The sequence below is a fragment of the Kitasatospora sp. MAA19 genome, from assembly GCF_029894125.1.
Taxonomy (GTDB): Bacteria; Actinomycetota; Actinomycetes; order Streptomycetales; family Streptomycetaceae; genus Kitasatospora.
Genome location: NZ_JARXYZ010000066.1, coordinates 1 through 16,787 on the forward strand (window position 1 = coordinate 1; position 16,787 = coordinate 16,787).

Sequence of the window (16,787 nt, forward strand, 5' to 3'; positions counted from 1 at the left end):
GTACAACAGCGAGCGCCTCCACTCCGCCCTCGGCTACATGCCGCCCGACGAGTACGAGCAGGCGTACTGGACGGGACTGGAGCAACACCCGCAAGCCGCTTGATCACACGATCGCGGACTCCACGAAAGTCGGGGCAGCTCACGTCTCCTCGACGATGTCCTCTCGCACTGCCCCGAACTGACGGCCGTGCGTAACCACGTCCATGCCTTCGCCCGCATGATCTGCGACCGCACCGGCACCGACCTTCCCGCCTGGATCTCCGCGATCCGCGCCGACGACCTACCTCACCTGCATGCCTTCGCTGACGGACTCGAACGCGACCAGGACGCCGTCACCGCCGGCCTCACCCTGCCGTGGAGCAGCGGCCCGGTCGAAGGCCACGTCAACCGGATCAAGATGCTCAAACGGCAAATGTATGGACGCGCCGCATTACCACTCCTGCGCAAGCGCGTCCTACTCGCATGACGCTTCGTCACCGCATCACGAAAATCTTGGCTGAACCAGTCGATGAGGCCGTCGCCTGCCAGGACCTGGGGCAGGATCGGCTGCACCCCGGTCGTGCGGGTGCGCGGCCGGGGAGCCAGCCGGGTCTCCATGGCGGGACTGAGCTGCTACAAACCCGGTCAACGGTCCCGGATGTTCTACAGCTTCCATGTCTACCGTGGCCGCAAGGGCGAGAAGAAGGGCTTGACCTGGCAGGACTACCGGGACCTGCTCATCTGCGCGCACATCCAGCTGGGCGGCCCGATCGTGCTCATGTGGGACAACCTGCGCGCCCACCTGATGCCGCCGATGCAGGAGTTCATCGAGGCGAGCAGAGGCTGGCTGACTGTCTTCCAACTCCCTTCTTATGCACCGGACCTCAACCCGTAAGAGGGGATCTGGTCGCTGGTCAAGCGCACCATCGGCAACCTCGCCGCAGCCAACCTCGACCAGCTCGCCCGAGCCGTCAGGCGCAGCCTGAAGCAGATCCGGTACCGCCCCCACCTCATCGATGGATGCCTCACCACCACCGGCCAGATCATGGACGGTTGACCACCTTCAGACCGACATCACGACTTCAATTTCAGTACCAGGCGACACGTCATGACGGGGCAAACGGTGCCTGATGCGACTTCATATAGCAAAGGTGCCAAGGAACTTGCCAGTGCCCGTGCGTGCCATCGTCACCTCGGTCCGTGAGGCCTTCGTCAGCCCCGAAAGGGCTTAAATTCATACTTGCCGAAGTTATTTAATGCCTCCTAGACTCCGTGCAAGGATGAGGCTCATGGCACCCCGACGGTGCGGTGGCTGGCCCTGCAGGCCGCTGCCGCATCCCGAGACGCGGCGGAGTAGAACTTGCATTTATCGCTTCGGGTCAGCACCGATCGGGGGCTGACCCTGCCCCCAGACCTGGGGCAGGGTCTCCAAGGGGAGAAGCTGCGCCGACGCAGCGGGGCGGCGCGGCCCTGCGTTGTGGAGTTGGGCGTCATCATTCATGGCAGCAGTCGAAGTACCTCGTGGGTGTCGTCAGCTAGATGCGGCCACCGGCTGTCGGCCGGTAGTAGTGCGTGCACGGCTTCCGCCACCGCCTGGTCGCGGATGCGCCCGCGGGTGGTGGAGCGGGTCTTGATGTCACTGGGATTCGGCGCTTGTTCTGCCCGGTTCTGGGCTGTCCGCGGCCGACGCTCCGCGAGCAGATCCCCGGCCTGATCGATCGCTACCGGCGGTGCATACGCCGAATTGCCGACCAACTCGGCCAGGTGGTGAAGGAGTTGGCGGGCCGGGGGAGCGCCCGCCTCCCGTCGGCATGGCCGCGGCGGTCTCCCGTTCGACCGCCGTGCGGCTGCTGGTCGCCTCCGCCCTATCCATCCCGACTGCCTCCGGGGCAGAAGACGCGAGCCTCCTAGCGGGCTCGCCGCAGCATGTCCGAGATGACGCCTCATGCACTGCCTTGACATGATCCGACTCGGATACAAATACTCAAGATCGAACAGAAACAAACACGCGCAGACGGAAGTTTGCGGGCCGCGGGCCGCGAGGGGCAGTTCGCCCGCCGCCACGACGACCCTGGCCGCGGTCCGGCCCGACCTGCCAGATCATCGAGCGATCGCTTCCCATAACTAAGGGGATTCAATGCCAGCAGCACGACGCAGTACGGATGTTCAGCAGCCGACGGGACGAAGTTCCCACCTGGAGTCGCTCAGCAAGCGTGAGCTGGAGGTCCTGCACCTTGTCGCCGATGGGATGACGAACCGGAAGATAGGCAGCGAGCTGGGGATCACGGAGCGGACCGCCCGGGAGCACGTGGCCCGTATCCTCCTGAAGCTCGGCATCCAGTCGCGTGTCGAGGCGGCAGTGATCGCAACCAAATGGCAGCTGAAGCACTGAGCCTTTTCAGCGTTGCAGCTCCAGGGTGAGGACAGCTTTGGCCGCTGACGTCCGCCAGTTCGGGCTGCAGCGGGCGTGGCGGAAGATCCGCCAGCGTTTGAGGGTGGCTACACCGCGTTCGACGGGGTAGCGGAACCGGGCGTGGGCCCGGTTCAGCGATCTCTGTCCTGGGGTGAGCTCCTTGCCGGGCTTTCGCCTGATCGGCATGGCGAATGTCCCGCCCGCGCCAGTGTAGGCCAGGTCGGCCAGGGCCGGGATTGACAGCGGTCGTGACAAGCGGTTCTGATCCACTCTCTGTGGAGCGATGACTGGGCGTCACCCTGATCAGTCTGCGTGGAGGATCTGGAGGCGGAGGAGGTCGAAGCTGGCGCGGCCGTATCCGTCCCGTTTGATGCGGTTCACGTTGCCCTCGACGCGACCGGAGTTCCACTCCAGGGTGAGGCCGGCGGTGACGGCATCGAAGTCCTGGCGGAGGCCGCGGGCCAGGCTGCACAGGGGCTGGAAGCCGGTCGCCTCGGCCTGTTCGAGCCAGTCGGCGAGGTCCTGGCCCTGGCGCTCGGTCATCATCGTGGCGAAGGTACGGAACGCAGTCCGCGACACTGCCGAGTTCGGGGCAGCGGGCGAGCAGTTCCTTGAGTTTGAGGGTGCTGTTCTTGTCGAGCCGGTCCGGATGGCTGGTGATCAGCCGCGTCGCTCGGCGGACGGTCAGGTCCGGCGTGACGGCCGGGGCGGGCTTGCCGCTGGCGCGCAGGGACTGCAGGTGGCGGCGGACGGTGCGATCGCTGCCGCGATAGCCCATGGTGCGGATCTCGGTGCAGAGCCGGACGGCGTCCGTGCATCCCTCGTTCCAGCGTTGGTGCAGGTAGCCGAGGTAGGGCTGGACGCGGTTCCCGCGCTTGCCGGTGCCGGCGGGCAGATCCTCGGCGGTGGCCGCGTGGGCGTAGCGGAGGACCGTCTTGCGGTCCAGGCCCAGTGCCTCCGCGATAGCGGATATTCCAACTCCCTTGTCATACAGGGCATGCACTGCTGCGTGGCGCTCGCGGCGCTGGACGGCGCGCAGACCTTCTATCTCCACCGGGACCCGTTTCGCCGCCCGTGCCAGAGTCCACCGCTGGTCCTCCCAGCCGTGGGCCAGCGGACCACGCTCCAACTCCCGCTCCAACCGCGCGATCTGGGCATCGGACAGCTTCGGACGACCGGGCGAGCCCTTCGAGGCGATTCCCGCCGCACCGCCCTCGCGCCACTGCCGGCGCCAGCGCTCCACCGAACGCACGCTCACCCGCAGTGCCGCCGCGATGTCCCTGCTCTTCTCGCCGCTCTCGAAGCGTTCCACGGCCTGCTGCCGGATCCGCTCCCGCGCGGCCCCCTCCGCGTCGGTCAAACCGCCGACCTGTGCATACCTCACAGCACACGACTACCGGGATCGGCCCTCCACCGGCAGGCGAACGCTACGGCTTCACCCATCCGAGCGACATCACGAATTCAACTTCAGTAGCTGCGCCGGGCGGCATCGAGCGGCCGGAATCTGTGTGCGTGTGGGTTCAGAAACCGCGAATCGTGATGCCGGCACTGCAGGGTGCCCGGCGTCACGATCCGCTGCCAACGCAGCACCTTCGGCGGGATGCGGGCGAACGCTGCTCATGCCGATGGCACAGCAGCAGGCCAAGCCAAGTGGCCGGGTCAACGACCAGCACGGGCTGCGGCCACGAGTTCAGCGGCGATCGCAGCCAGCCGCGTGCGGTCGACCTTGCCGTTGGGGGAAACGGGCAGCGCTTCGAGCACGGTGAAGTGCTTCGGGACCATGAACGCGGGTAGGACCGCGGCCAGCCTGTTCCTGAGGTCGCTGTTGGCGGGCGAGGTCTGGGAGGCGATGAAGGCGTGCAGGGCCGCCGGAGAGCCGAGGGCGAGAACGGCCACGTCCGCCACCTCCGGCAGCCACCTGAGACGGTGTTCGATCTCGCCGAGCTCGACACGAAAGCCGCGGATCTTGACCTGGTGATCGGTGCGACCCAAGTACTCGACGACGCCGTCGGGCAACCAACGGGCGACATCGCCGGTACGGTAGATGCGCGGCTCACCGGGGAACGGCGCCTCGATGAAGCGTTCCGCTGTGAGTTCGGGCCTCCCCAGGTAGCCGCGCGCCAGCCCGACTCCGCCGATGCAGAGTTCACCCGGGACGCCGACGGGCTGGATCCGGTGCGATTCGTCCAGGACGTACAGGCGCGTGTTCGCTATGGGTCGCCCGATGGGTACGGTGGCGCCCGGCTCCGTGCAAGGGAAGTGACTGACGTCGACCGTGGCCTCGGTCGGACCGTAGAGGTTGACGAGGTCCGGCCCGGTCGCACCGGGACGCAGCAGCCGGTGGAAGGCCGCCACATGAGCCGGGCTCAGTGCCTCGCCGCTGGCGAACACGGTGCGCAACGGTGCGAGCCGAGCGACCGCCCCGCTTTCGGCGGCGTATTCGAGGAACGCCGCCAGCATCGTGGGGACGAAGTGCAGGACACTCACACGGTGTTGCTCGACAGCTTCGATGATCGCTTCGGGGTCGCGCTCTGCGCCCGGCGCCGGGAGGCACACCGTCGCGCCCTCGATCATCCACCAGAACAGTTCCCACACCGAGACATCGAATGAGATCGACGTCTTCTGCAGGACGACGTCACCGGTTCGGAGCGGGTAGGCCTCCTGCATCCAGGTGAGTCGGTTCACCACCGAGCGGTGCTCCACCACCACGCCCTTCGGCGTGCCCGTGGAGCCGGAGGTGTAGATGACGTACGCCGGATCAGCGGGACCCGATGTGACCGTCGGCGCGGTCGTGACCGGAGAGTACGCGGACGGGTCGCGCAGGTCGACCGTGTCCCCCGGCGCGGCCTCCGCTGGGACGGCACCGGAGATGAGGACCAGTTTGGCGGCACAGTCGCGCAGGACGAATGCCACCCGATCGGCGGGATAGCCGGGATCGACGGGCACGTAGGCGGCGCCGGCCTTCATGACGGCCAGGACGGCGATCAGCATGAGTTCCGAGCGGTCCATGAGGACCGCGACCCGGTCTCCGGTCTCCACCCCGCGCGCCTGGAGCGTCCAGGCGAGACTGTTCGCGCGACGGTCCAATTCGCCATAGGTCATCGTCCCCTGGTAGCCGACGGCGGCGATCGCGTCGGGCTGTGCGGCGGCGCGGGCCGCGCACAGGTAGTGGACGGTTGCGGCGAGATCGTAGGGGCGTGCGGTCGCGTTGAAGCCGGCGAGGAGGGCGAGGTCCTGCGCGCAGGTCAGCGTGATGTCCCGCAGCGGGCCCCGGGGATCGGCAGTCGCCTGGTCCAACAGCACCAGGAGGTGTCGACAGAGGCGCTCCACGCTGGCGGGCGTGTGCCGCCGGGAGTCGTGGCGAACCCGCACGACGGCCCCGTTCGCGCCCTGGGCGAAGGTGAACAGGAGTGGCACCTGCGTCGAGTCGGCGAACGTCGGGTCGTGCAGACCGTCGAAGGCCACGGCCACGTCACACAGGCGGTTGTGGCCCGGTGCGGCCGGGCCGCGTTCCTCGGCGAGCAACGCGACTGGGAAGTTCCTGTGGGTGAGCCCGTCGAGGACTGCGGAGCGGACCGTGTTCAGCAGCGTGGCGAAGGTGTCCTCCGCCGTCGCGGCACATCGCAATATGATAATGCCAGTCCCAGCCCGCTCTGGATCCGCGGACAGGTTCTCGACCGGCACTGGCTGCCCCACCACGAGGTCGTCGGTCCCGGTGTAGGCGCGGAGCAGGGCAATGACTGCGGTGGTCAGCACGACGTGGAGCGATCGAGGGGACCCCTTGCTCAGAGTGTCGACACGTCGGTTCAGGTCGGTGCTGAGCACGACTTCGCGGTGTTCCCAGGTCGGCTCTCCCGATGCGACTGGATGATCAGCGGGAAACCCGGTCTTCTCGCTACCGGCCAGCAGTCGATTCCAGTACTCGGCATTCTGCGGGTGCCGCGCGGACGCAATGTCCAGCCGACTGAGGGAGCGCTCTGATTCCATGAGGCGCCTTCCGCTCGCAGGGGTAGAGGCATGAGAGGTTGAAGTCGATCGCGGGCGGCTCCCGCGGTGAGCCCGGATCCACCGCTGGTCCTTCGCAGACGGCAACGACCCGAACTCCCTACTCGTGGAATCGGGTCAGACGCGCGCTCAGGAGCCGGTCGAGCGCCGCCCGTCCCGCCGGACCCCACGCTGGCTTGCCGCCGGGCAGGCCGCGGTCCCCGTTCTGACCCATAAGCATCAGGAAGAGGCTCTTCAGCGCGGCCAGCCCGCGGGCGCGCCGGACCGTCGCCTCGTCAGCCTCCGCGTACGCCGCGAAGAAGCGTGTGGCCGCGCCCGCCGGCAGCAGCACCCAGGCGGCCGCCAGGTCCCATGCCGGGTCGCCGACGCACAGGGCGCCGAAGTCGACGACGCCGGCCAGCGTCCCGTCCGCGACGACGACGTTCGCGGGATGCAGGTCGCCGTGCACCCATACCGGCGGACCCTGCCACGCGGGGGCCGCGACAGCGTCGTCCCAGATGGCCCGGACGTCGGCGGCGTCGGAGCCGATCGCGTCAGCGTCGACGGAGTCGAAGAACTGCTGGAAGCCGTCCGTGCAGTCTCTGGGGTGTACGCCGATGCCCGAATCAACCGGTGCGTCGGCGGGCGCTGCCACATGCAGCGCCCGGAGGAAAGCTGCCAGGGTGTCGGCCGCGTGCTCGCCACGGGTGATCGCCCCGTGGTCCAGCGGCAGGCCCGGCACCCACGTCATGACCGTCCAGATCTTGGGGAAACGCTCGCAGGGCGCACCACTGCGCACCGGCACGGGGATTGGCAGCGGCAGGCGCGGGGCGAGCAGCGGCAGCCACCGGCGCTCCTTCAGCTGCTCATCGGGGTTGGTGTTCATGCGCTGGATCCGCACGGCCAGCTCGTCCCCGAGGCACCACATCTGATTGCCCCAGCCGCCCTCCACCTCGCGCAGAGGCAGCTCGGCCAGGTCCGGATGCTGGTCCTGCAGCAGATCGCGGATGAGACCCGCGGTGATCTCGATCTGGATCTCGGTCATGCGGAGCAACCGTTCTGGGTTCGACCACGCCGACAGTTCCCGGGTGTCACACCCGGCCACGGTCGGGGGTTCATGGATGATCTTGGTGCACCGAGAGGCGCACTGCTCATTGTCGTGCCTTCGGCTTCTCGGGTGGCGAAGTTGCCGAACACTGGCCGCGACGCTGCATCTTCCGCCGTCAAGGCCACCCAGCGGCCGATCACGAGGTCTGCCATGCGTCCTTGAGCGCAGTCAGATGGCCGAGGCTGGCAAGCACGGCGCTGGCCTCCACGTCGAAGTCAATCATGCACGCTACCTCGTCGACGCCGGTCTCGGCGACCCTGTCCAGCAGCCGTGCGGCGTCTTCCGCTTGGCCGAACAGGCCGCCGGTGTCGAAATAGCGATCGTAGGCATGCTCGACGAGGAACTCCAGGTCGTCCGGGTCGAGGTCATCCGGATCCACTCCTCGGAGGACGTCACCCGGTGCCCGCAGCAGCCGCCCCGCATCGGTGCGCAGGAACGGGGCACGGACGGTCTCCCGCACCACCTCGCGATCCTGTCCGAGAAGGGTGGGAAGCATGAGCGCCACCCGCGGCGCTTCCGTCCCGGAATAGGCCTCATGATAGACCGCGATCTTCTCGGCGAGTTCCTCCAGATTCTGGCAGAGCAGGTGGGTCAGAAGCCCTACGCCGAGCCGACCGGCCTCCCGGAAGGACTCGGCGCTGCCCGCACTCGTGAGCCAGACCGGCGCTTCGGGCTGCACCGGGGCCGGGAAGATTCGTTTGGTCGCCAGTTCGGCGGTACCGTCTGCCGGTTCGAACGCCTCCTGGCGCCACAGCCGCCGCACAGCATCGATAGTTTGCACGAGAACTTCCCGGCGCTGGGAATAGTCCTCCGGCGCCAGGACGAAATCCGGGCCGGGCCAGCCTGGTCCGAAGGACAACCCCACCCGGCCGTCGGAGAGGTTATCGACCGCCGCCCACTCCTCCGCGAACCTGGTCAGGTCATAGAGCGGGCCGACGACACTACCCGCCCTGATCTCGACCCGATCCGTGACGGCCGCGACCGCCGCGCCCGTCTGGGCAGGGTTGGGATGGATCCCGCCGAACGGGTGGAAGTGCCGTTCCGGCATCCACACCGCCGTGAACCCATGCCGATCCGCGAGACGTGCTCCTTCGAGCAGGAGACCGTAAGGAATCCGCCGGGTTCCACCGGCTCCGTCATGTGCGAAGTAGAAAAGACTAAAATCCACGATTGTCCTCCCGTGATCAACCTGGTGCCAGCGATCTGCTGCAGCGGGTCCCGGCGCCCCGGCGCAGCAGGAACCAATACCGGGGAGTTGTTCATTGCTCGGTCCCCCCGCTCATCGCTCAAGGCCGGATGGGCGAGCGCACAGGCGGGCCGGATTCGGCCCGCTGCACGGGTTCCTATCCCCCTGAGCGACCACCGAGGGCACGGGCGAGGCGCCCGACGCTCTGGTGCGCGAAAACGTCTCGCACCTTCAGTGGCAGCCCGGCCTTGCGAGCGGCGGTGACCAGCCGAATCGCAGCGATGCTGTCCCCGCCGAGGTCCTCGAACCCGACATCGACGCCGACGTCGGTAAGGTCGAGCACCTGCGCGAACAGTCGGCCCAGGAGTTCCTCGGTCCCGAAATCGGGAGACCGATGGGAAGTCGCATCCAGTGGCTCCGGGGCAGGCGACGTTCCGCGGTCCAGTTCGCCGTTACCCGGGGTCGAGTTCTCGGCCATGCTCATCACCTTTCACCTTCTCGGCACCCGCACCCCTCAGGACGTGCCGCGTTCTCGTCTACCGTCACCTTGACCTCGTGCCGCAGTCGAGGCCGGTCACTCGGCGATGCCCGCCACGTTGAGCACGACGTCGGCCGATGTGTTTCTCTCGGTGCCGGGTGGGCTCGTGCGCGTTGGAATCCGAACCAATACTTCTGCTGAGCCTGTACCTTGCCTACTGGCTCTTCGGCCACGGGGCAACGGCCTTGCTTTGGACCATGTCCTATGTGGTGATGGCTCGCTGATCGGGGCAGGGGCGGGGCACGTGGATTCGGCACTGCCAAGGTATCTTCGACCCCCAAGGAGATCCGCCGCTGGGCAGATCAGTGCCACCGTGCCACTGCCCGGCCGCTGACACCGACCGAGCCCGCGGCACACCCACCACCACCGCGCTCACCGCTGCCCCGGCCCCAGGTCGGTCACCAGCCACTCCAGTGCGGACTCCTCGTACAGCGCGGCGTTGAGCCCGGCCATGGCGGCGGCGAGGCCGGGGTCCCAGTCCGCTTCCACGGGCGCACCAGTGAGCGGGAGCCGCGGGATGCCCTGCCGCCGGACCCGAGCAGCGAGCTGCTCGTAGTCGGTCGCTGCCATCCGCCACGGCCGGGCCGCGTATCGGCGCACGATGCGGTTAGCGAGCGCGATGCCCGGCCAGTCGAAGTCACCGTGGTAGTGGAAGCGGTGGCCGGCGGCGGCGAGAACGTCGAGCAGTTCGAGCAAGACCGTGGCCGCGCTGCCCGAGGTGCAGACCAACGCGGCAGCGCAGCGGGCGGCGGCCGCGGCCTCAACCACCCGGGGGTTCTCACAGACGTACCCGTCGGTGTCCGGTGGCAGCGCGAGTTCGACGACATACAGGTCACGGAGCGTCAGGTGGGTTTCAGCGCCCTGCTCGGACCGCTCTCGCAGGGCCCGCTCACGCCAGCCCTGGCCCACCGGCCGCAGCCCGTAGCTGAGCACGGTGCTCGACACCTCGTCGGGGAGCACGCCGGCGCCATGCCAGAGGGCGCGGCGTCCGGCGCGTGCTCCGGGAGCTCGGTGTCCAGGGCACGCGCGAGGCCCCGCAGGACCAGGCGTGACAGCGCTGTGCCGTCGTCCAGCCCGTGGGCCGTTCCGGTCACTTGGGTGGCGAGCTCCCCGCGGCCGTGCGGCGGCGCCGTCTCGTCCCCGAACGGGTGCAGCGCCCCGAGGACCTGGACGGCCTGGCGGAGCACCTCCGCGGCCCCCCTGGGCGGGAGCCGGCCAACCGCTCCGCCTCGGCGCAGGTCGGCGAGCCAGTCGGCCACCCAGCCTTGGTCGGCCAGCGGTGACGCGGCCACGGCCTGGTCGGCTGCCTCCCAGACCGCGGCCCGCGCCTGGCGTCCGGTGTCCCGTGCGGCACGCCGATCGGTCAGCGGCGGACCGAGCTTCATCAGGGCCTCGACCAGACCGCAGCCCGCCGCTGTGGATCGCAACCGCGCATCCAGGTCGGACAGCCGGATCGTGGCGGTGGGGGTGCCGAGCCGGCGACCCAACAGCAGCGACAGCGCCTCGCGCTCCGCCGCGTCGAGGTCGGCCAACCGGACGGCGCCCTCCGGCCGCAGGCAGTTGCGCTCCAGCCGTTGGCGCACCGTGGTCCACACCCGCGCGAGAGCGGGCTGGGTCAGGAACCCGAGGGTCTGCGGGGGAATGGTCTCGGCATCACCCACCACGCCGGTCGAGACGTAGAACGTACGTGACTTCTACGACCGGGTCACCTCAGCCGCGATCCTCCCGTGGCAGTAGCGGCCCTCTGGCAGGCGGAGTTTGGGGATCTCGAACGTCAGCAGCGACCCCGCCTCCAGGCGCCGCAGGCCTGACGACGTCACCAGCCGCGTGAACGCCACGTTCCGGTCCTCAAGCCGGCCCATCCAGCCCCGCTCCGGCACCCTCTGCCGTGTGTGACCCCACAACCCCACATTGATCCACAGCCGCCACGTACGCGGCGTCAACCAGTGCACGTTCGATGGCCTGCTGTCCTTCGCCTTCGCCACCGCGACCGCGACCGTCAACACCTCACCACGCCGACCAACAACCTGCCTGGTCGCCACCGGACTCCGGCTGATCCAGCGCTCCTTGACCGCCCACGCGAACAGACCCGAGAACGCAGCCAACTCCCGGTTCCACTTCATCCCGCCGACCCGGACCAGATTCTCAGCCGCACGCAGACGCCAGTGCTCGTAGTCCTCCAGATCCCGCGCCACCGCCTCCGTCCACGACCGCCCGCGACTCCACAGAAAGGTCAGCAGCAATGCAATATCCGTCGCTTAGTTCCGCTTTTGTCAAGGGACGGTGGGAACTGGCTCTGGCGCGAGTTCCGTGAATGAACTTCAGAGCCCTGGGAGTGGTTTGTGGAGGCAGTTGCCTGACGCGGTCGTCAGGCGACGCTCCAATGGTTCCGCATTCAACGGCCTGCACCCGAAATCGGATGCGCGAGGGGAAGTGGTGCGGCTAGAACAGCCGTATGACGATCTTCTACTGTGCCGGATGCGGTGCTGTCCTGACAGCCCCGCTGACGCCACTGTCGGCCGTGCCGGAACCGCCCCCGTATGAGGAGCAGGAACAAGGGACGCGGAGGTCTCCCGCGACGATGCCCCGAGGGTACTTCGCGGTCGAGCCCGAGCCATGGGGTGCACCCTACGTACCGTACGGGGACGATGAGGACGGCCCTTCACAGCGTCGAGCGGGCTGGAAGGCTGATGAGCGAGGGCTCCTGAAGTCCGCAGGCCCGCGCAACAACATCGTCCTCCATCCTGAGGACGCACCCGGACTGGAAATCCTGGTGGAGGCGAGCATGGGGTGCTGCTCCGGCCCCGTTGGCGACCGCGGTCTCAATCGCGCGTGTCCTTGTGGGAGGCCGGTCGCCACCCTGGCGGCCGATTGCACCACAGTCTATGAGCTACACCTCGACGCAGGCAGCGTGCGAGCCGAAGAGGCGACCGGCTGAACTACTCCCCTCGCTCTATGCCCCAATGCCTGAGTCTTTGAAAGGCCGCGAAAGGCAAGGTCATCGGCGGTCCGTGAGAGGCATCGTCGTGATCTTTACGACGCGAGGAGCACGCGTTTGCGGAGGAGGTCGAGTTTGGCGCGGCCGAACATCTGGCGCTTGAGCATCTTGATGCGGTTGACGTGGCCCTCGACCGGACCGGAGTTCCAGCGGAGCGTGAGGCCGGCCATGACGGCGTCCCAGTCCTTGCGCAGGCCGGTAGCGAACCCTCTCAGTTCTGGCAGCTGGCTGGCTTCGGCGTCCGCGGTCCACCGTTCGAGGTCCTCCTGGCCTCGGCGGTGGAGGAGGATCGAGGCGAAGCGCGCGATGAGTTCGCAGGCTTCGTCCAACTCCCGGCAGCAGTGCAGGAGTTCCTTCAGCAGGACGCGGCCGGACTCGGGGCGGTTGTCGGGGTGGGTAAGGATCATTCTGGTCACCTCGCGCACCTTGGGGACCGGCGGCAGGGCGGCTGGTTTGGCGTTGTTGCGCAGCCGGTGCACGAAGCGGCGCACTGTGCGCTCGCTGACGGTCAGGCCTCGCCCGGCGAGCTCTCGGTGGAGCCGCAGTGCGCTGTGGCAGCCCTCATTGAACCGGGCGATCAGGTAGGCGGCGTGGTCGTCCAGGCTGGTCTGCGGCCGCCAGTGGCCCCGCCCCGATCAGCTCGTCCGCCGTGGCAGCGCGCATGAACTTGCGCGCCGTCTTCGGGTCCAGGCCCAGCTCGGCGACGATCTCGCTGTGCCCCATGCCCGTGGCCATCAGGGCGTGGACGGCGGCGTGACGCTCGCGGGTTCTGTGAGCGCGCCGTCCTTCGGGCAGCACCGTCTTCTCCTTCTCCGGGGCGGGCGGGAGCCACTGCGAGCGTAGGCGGGCGACCAGTCGCTCGGTGGCATCGCCGAGGTTCACCCAGAGGTGGAACCTGTTCGCGACCTGCGTCGCAGTGCCCGCGCCGCGGTTCGCGCCGTCGGAATAGCAGCTGGCCCGGTCACGGCAGACCACCTCGACGCCGGGGTGGTCGGTGAGCCACTTGGCCAGGGCGTCCGCGGACCGCTCGGGCAGGACCTCGACGGGACGGCGGCCCTCGATGTCGATCATGTGCGACATCCCACGGGTTCCCCTGAGCTTCGCTGAGCTCTTGGCCCTGTGGCCAGGGGCTTCTTCCTGCGCCGACGGCTCGACTGTCTGCTGACGTAACTTCGGGATTCCTGAATCGTTCTCGTCTTGTCCGAGTGATCCGCGGTCTGGATGAAAGCGAGGGGGCTCGGGTTGGCGGCGTTGGCGGTTGTGCGGGACCTGCGCGAGCACCGGGCCCCGGTCTCGGCAGAGGAGTTGGCCCAGTTCGAGACTGACGCCCTGGCCGGGTTCGTCCTCGCCTGGGCCTCTGCCGGGCTGGCGGACGGGACTATTCGCGGGGACGTCGGGCACCTGGACCAGATACGGACCTGGTTCGGCCGGCCGCTGTGGGACATGGACCCCGCAGACGCCGACGCCTACTTCGGGCGCGTCCTGCGGAACTCACCCAGCGGCACCCGCCTGGCTCGCTCCCAGGCACTGACCACGTACTTCGCTTTCCTGGAGCTGCGGCACAAGGTCGAACTCCATGCGATGACTGGCCGAGTGGTCGAGTGCCCGATCGACGAGATGAACCGTCCTCGCGGATCCAAGGACGCACAACTGCGGATCCCGCCGATCGAGTCGGAGGTCGCCGCGCTGTTCACCGGCTGGGCCGGAGAGCTGGCCACCTGTCGGAAGTTCGCCCCGACCGCCAGGAACTACACCGCCTCGAAGCTGATGTCCGAGGTTGGGCTGCGGGTGAACGAGGCGTGCAGGCTCGACCTGGACGACATCAAGTGGGATCTGGGCCAGTTCGGAAAGCTGCACGTCCGCCACGGCAAGGGCAAGCGCGGCTCGGGGCCACAGGAGCGGATGGTGCCGCTGATCAACGGTGCGGGCCGAACCCTGCGGTGGTTCATCGAGGATGTGTGGGGCCAGTTCGGCGACGACCACACCCGACCCGGCGCCCCGCTGTTCCCTTCCGAGCGCAAGAACGCCGACGGCTCCTCCCGGAGGGTGGGCGACGACGCCCTTCGCAACGGCTTGGTGGCCGCCACCGGGACGCACCTGCCCGCCCGGGCGGACAAGCTGACCCCGCAGGTTCTGCGGCACTACTGCGCGTCCCAACTCTATCTGAACGGCCTGATTCCTGGATCGCCACCACGATGCGGTATGTCCATGTGCAGCAGACCCGGGTCGAGGACGCCTGGGTCGCCGGGACGGAGCGGGCCGCGAAGCGGCTGGAAGGGCTTGTCCGATGAGGTGGAACCTGCGGCTGACGGCCGCGAACAAGGGCATCTGGAAGGCGTCGAACTGCAACGCAGCCTCGCCGATCACGGTCTGGTGATCTCGGCGGGCAAGATGTCCGGACTGTGGTCCGGCCAGCCGGTCCCGACGTAGGCCGCCCACTCATCTCCTTGACCGCCCTCGCTGGGCGATGCTCCACATCACGGAGGTTGTCCGGTCTCACGGTTCATGCCCGGACATGACGTGTCGTCGGTTCCAGGTGTCGTTCCGACGGGTGCGCACTCTCACCGCTGGAGATTGGGCTTCAAGCAATCCAGCCTTGGCCATATCGCGCGGGTCTCGCGGCACCCCGCCCCAGACACCTCCAGGCGGCCACCACTTCCCTGGCATGCTCTTGTCCCCTCGCGCTTTCGCGTCCAGGTAAGCCAGGCGACCCATGAACCTCCCTCCGAGTTCATCCCGACTGCGTCGGGGATACAACGAAGCGCCTCACGGCGCACACCGTGCATGCAGTTCTCCCGCACACGGCTTTCCGACATCGTTCACCGACTGGCATGCGCCGTCGCCCCGCGTACGCTCCCGGTCAGGCGGTAGACCCCGAGCCGAGTGATCCGCCCATAGGTGTAACGGGTGGTCCAGTTCCGGCCCCGCAGGCCGTGTTTCCGGCTGGCGAAGATCGCCAGCCGCTCGTGAACGTAGCCGTCGACCGCGTTGAACTTCCGCCCGGAGTTGCCGTTGCGGAAATACGCGGCCCAACCCCGAAGGACGGGGTTGAGGTCGGCCACCACGGCGGCCACCGGCCGTTCGGTCCGGGAGCGGGAGGTCGCCGCACGGATCTTGTCCCGCAGCACCCCCAACGCCCGCGCCGAGGGCCAGCGTTGCAGGTAGAACCTGCCCCGCCACTTCCACGACTCCACCTTCCGGTGATGGAATCCGAGGAAATCGAAGCCCTGCCCACCCCGAATGAGACAGACGATGCCGGACTTCTCCGGATGCAGCCGCATCCCGAGCCCGCCCAGCACCACCGCTGCCAGCTCGCGCGCCTGCTCGGCGCGCTGCCTGGTCGGCGACAGGACCACGAAGTCGTCGCAATAGCGCACCAACGTCCCCAGCCGGCGACCACGGTCCTGCCACGCCTCGTCGAGGACGTGCAGGGCCACATTGGCCAGCAACGGGGAAATCGGTGAGCCCTGCGGGGTTCCCGCCCCGGTCGGAGAGGTCACCCCGCCCTCCAGCACTCCCATCCGCAGCCACGACCGGATCAGCTTCAGCATCTGACGGTCCGCCACGCGCCTCGCCACCTGAGCGACGAGTGCCTCGTGATCAATCGTCCCGAAGCAGTCCCGGATATCAGCCTCGAACACCCACTCCTGCCGCTGGTTCGCCGCGACGCGCACGGCCTCGCACGCGTCGATCGCGGACCTCTTGGGCCGGAAACCGTAGCTCGCCTCGGTGAACTGGGCCTCGAAGACCGGTTCGAGAACCAGTTTCGCGGCCGTCATCACCACCCGGTCCGCCACAGTGGGGATCGACAGCGGCCGGAACTCCCCCGGCCGCCCCGGCTTGGGAATCTGGACCCGTCGCAGCACCGACGGACGATACGTATGCGTCCGCAACTGCTCCGACAGGTCCTGGAGGAACTCATCCACCCCGGCAGCGGCCACCGCGTCGACGGTCACGCCGTCCACGCCGGGGGCACCCCGGTTCGCACACACGCTGGACCACGCCCGCCACACGACGTCCATGCGGTGGACGTGGCCGTACAGGGCGTGGAACCGGCGTTCGGGTTCTTGCTTGGCACAGCGGTAGAGCGTCCACTGCAAGGCTCGGACCTTGTCCAGAGGACGCCGCTCAACGCGGCCTGGGTCCTCCCGGCGGGCGGACATAGCCGTTTCGGCACTCACCCGGGCACCTCCTTGTTCGTGTCACGCATCGATGAAGCAGGGGCCCTTCGCTCCTGACGGGTTGTGTTGTCCCGTCAATCGGCACTACTACGACCCCCTCCGACTGCCTCTCGGCAGCCCGCCACTTCCCGGTTCCGCCGGTTATAGGCAGGCCACGCTTCCCGGGCCGCAATCCCCGGGGCCGAGTAGGCCCTCTCCAGTTCCCAGGACAACCTTCCGACCATTCCACGCCCCTTACGCCGGGAGGTTCTTGAGCGCCCGCTCCAGGATCTGGGACGCCTTCCGTGGCCTTCGCCCTTCAAGCACAGGCTCGGCTCCTCCTTGGCCCACCTCTCTCGGAGCGGGGGTTAAATGACGGCGCTGCAGGCTTCACTTCATGTTGCGGACTGGTCGGTCGCAC

General features: G+C 68.2%; 12 protein-coding genes and 6 pseudogenes. 5 read left to right on the forward strand and 13 right to left on the reverse strand.

Translation table 11 applies throughout. The features are described 5' to 3' along the window. Positions 1–148 precede the first annotated feature (148 nt). The 3 genes and pseudogenes from P3T27_RS40405 to P3T27_RS40415 form a co-directional block, all read left to right on the forward strand. Positions 149–466 (forward strand): annotated as a pseudogene (locus tag P3T27_RS40405) (transposase); the annotation flags it as partial. Between the two features lie 42 nt (positions 467–508). After that, on the forward strand, positions 509–874 hold the full coding sequence (locus P3T27_RS40410) for a transposase (protein ID WP_348534211.1): 366 nt from the start codon (positions 509–511) through the stop codon (positions 872–874). 1,242 nt (positions 875–2,116) lie between these two features. After that, positions 2,117–2,371: a LuxR C-terminal-related transcriptional regulator gene (locus tag P3T27_RS40415; protein WP_280686370.1), complete on the forward strand. Its 255-nt coding sequence runs from the start codon at positions 2,117–2,119 to the stop codon at positions 2,369–2,371. A 6-nt stretch (positions 2,372–2,377) separates the two neighbouring features. Here the strand turns inward: P3T27_RS40415 and P3T27_RS40420 are convergent. The 12 genes and pseudogenes from P3T27_RS40420 to P3T27_RS40475 all read right to left on the reverse strand — a co-directional run. Further along, a pseudogene (locus P3T27_RS40420) lies at positions 2,378–2,629 on the reverse strand (transposase family protein); the annotation flags it as partial. Between the two features lie 66 nt (positions 2,630–2,695). Further along, positions 2,696–2,938 carry a transposase gene (locus P3T27_RS40425; RefSeq protein ID WP_348534212.1) on the reverse strand — a complete coding sequence of 81 codons (243 nt, stop codon included), beginning with the start codon at positions 2,936–2,938 and terminating at the stop codon, positions 2,696–2,698. A 517-nt stretch (positions 2,939–3,455) separates the two neighbouring features. Beyond that, positions 3,456–3,776, reverse strand: a pseudogene (locus P3T27_RS40430) (helix-turn-helix domain-containing protein); the annotation flags it as partial. Between the two features lie 275 nt (positions 3,777–4,051). Further along, positions 4,052–6,379 (reverse strand): amino acid adenylation domain-containing protein, encoded by a 2,328-nt coding sequence (locus tag P3T27_RS40435; protein WP_280686372.1) that lies wholly within the window; start codon positions 6,377–6,379, stop codon positions 4,052–4,054. A 118-nt stretch (positions 6,380–6,497) separates the two neighbouring features. Further along, positions 6,498–7,421, reverse strand: a complete 924-nt coding sequence (locus P3T27_RS40440; protein ID WP_280686373.1) for a phosphotransferase — start codon at positions 7,419–7,421, stop codon at positions 6,498–6,500. Between the two features lie 199 nt (positions 7,422–7,620). Next, positions 7,621–8,652, reverse strand: a complete 1,032-nt coding sequence (locus tag P3T27_RS40445) for a MupA/Atu3671 family FMN-dependent luciferase-like monooxygenase (RefSeq protein ID WP_280686374.1) — start codon at positions 8,650–8,652, stop codon at positions 7,621–7,623. A gap of 175 nt (positions 8,653–8,827) precedes the next feature. Continuing rightward, positions 8,828–9,148, reverse strand: a complete 321-nt coding sequence (locus P3T27_RS40450; RefSeq protein WP_280686375.1) for a phosphopantetheine-binding protein — start codon at positions 9,146–9,148, stop codon at positions 8,828–8,830. 432 nt (positions 9,149–9,580) lie between these two features. Continuing rightward, positions 9,581–10,168, reverse strand: a complete 588-nt coding sequence (locus tag P3T27_RS40455; RefSeq protein WP_348534213.1) for a DUF2399 domain-containing protein — start codon at positions 10,166–10,168, stop codon at positions 9,581–9,583. A gap of 89 nt (positions 10,169–10,257) precedes the next feature. Further along, a pseudogene (locus P3T27_RS40460) lies at positions 10,258–10,872 on the reverse strand (TIGR02679 domain-containing protein); the annotation flags it as partial. A gap of 30 nt (positions 10,873–10,902) precedes the next feature. Next, positions 10,903–11,451: a hypothetical protein gene (locus tag P3T27_RS40465; RefSeq protein WP_280686376.1), complete on the reverse strand. Its 549-nt coding sequence runs from the start codon at positions 11,449–11,451 to the stop codon at positions 10,903–10,905. Positions 11,452–12,241: 790 nt separating this feature from the next. Continuing rightward, positions 12,242–12,697: a transposase gene (locus P3T27_RS40470; protein ID WP_280686377.1), complete on the reverse strand. Its 456-nt coding sequence runs from the start codon at positions 12,695–12,697 to the stop codon at positions 12,242–12,244. Positions 12,698–12,767: 70 nt separating this feature from the next. Continuing rightward, a complete protein-coding gene (locus tag P3T27_RS40475) occupies positions 12,768–13,286 on the reverse strand; it encodes a transposase (RefSeq protein ID WP_280686378.1) in 519 nt (172 codons plus the stop codon). Positions 13,287–13,973: 687 nt separating this feature from the next. On the opposite strand from P3T27_RS40475, the pseudogene P3T27_RS40480 reads away from it, so the two are divergent. Both P3T27_RS40480 and P3T27_RS40485 read left to right on the forward strand, forming a co-directional pair. Continuing rightward, positions 13,974–14,318, forward strand: a pseudogene (locus P3T27_RS40480) (site-specific integrase); the annotation flags it as partial. A gap of 175 nt (positions 14,319–14,493) precedes the next feature. Then, positions 14,494–14,627: pseudogene (locus P3T27_RS40485) on the forward strand (XRE family transcriptional regulator); the annotation flags it as partial. A 398-nt stretch (positions 14,628–15,025) separates the two neighbouring features. Here the strand turns inward: P3T27_RS40485 and ltrA are convergent. Then, positions 15,026–16,387 (reverse strand): group II intron reverse transcriptase/maturase, encoded by a 1,362-nt coding sequence (gene ltrA / locus P3T27_RS40490; RefSeq protein ID WP_280686379.1) that lies wholly within the window; start codon positions 16,385–16,387, stop codon positions 15,026–15,028. Positions 16,388–16,787 lie beyond the last annotated feature (400 nt).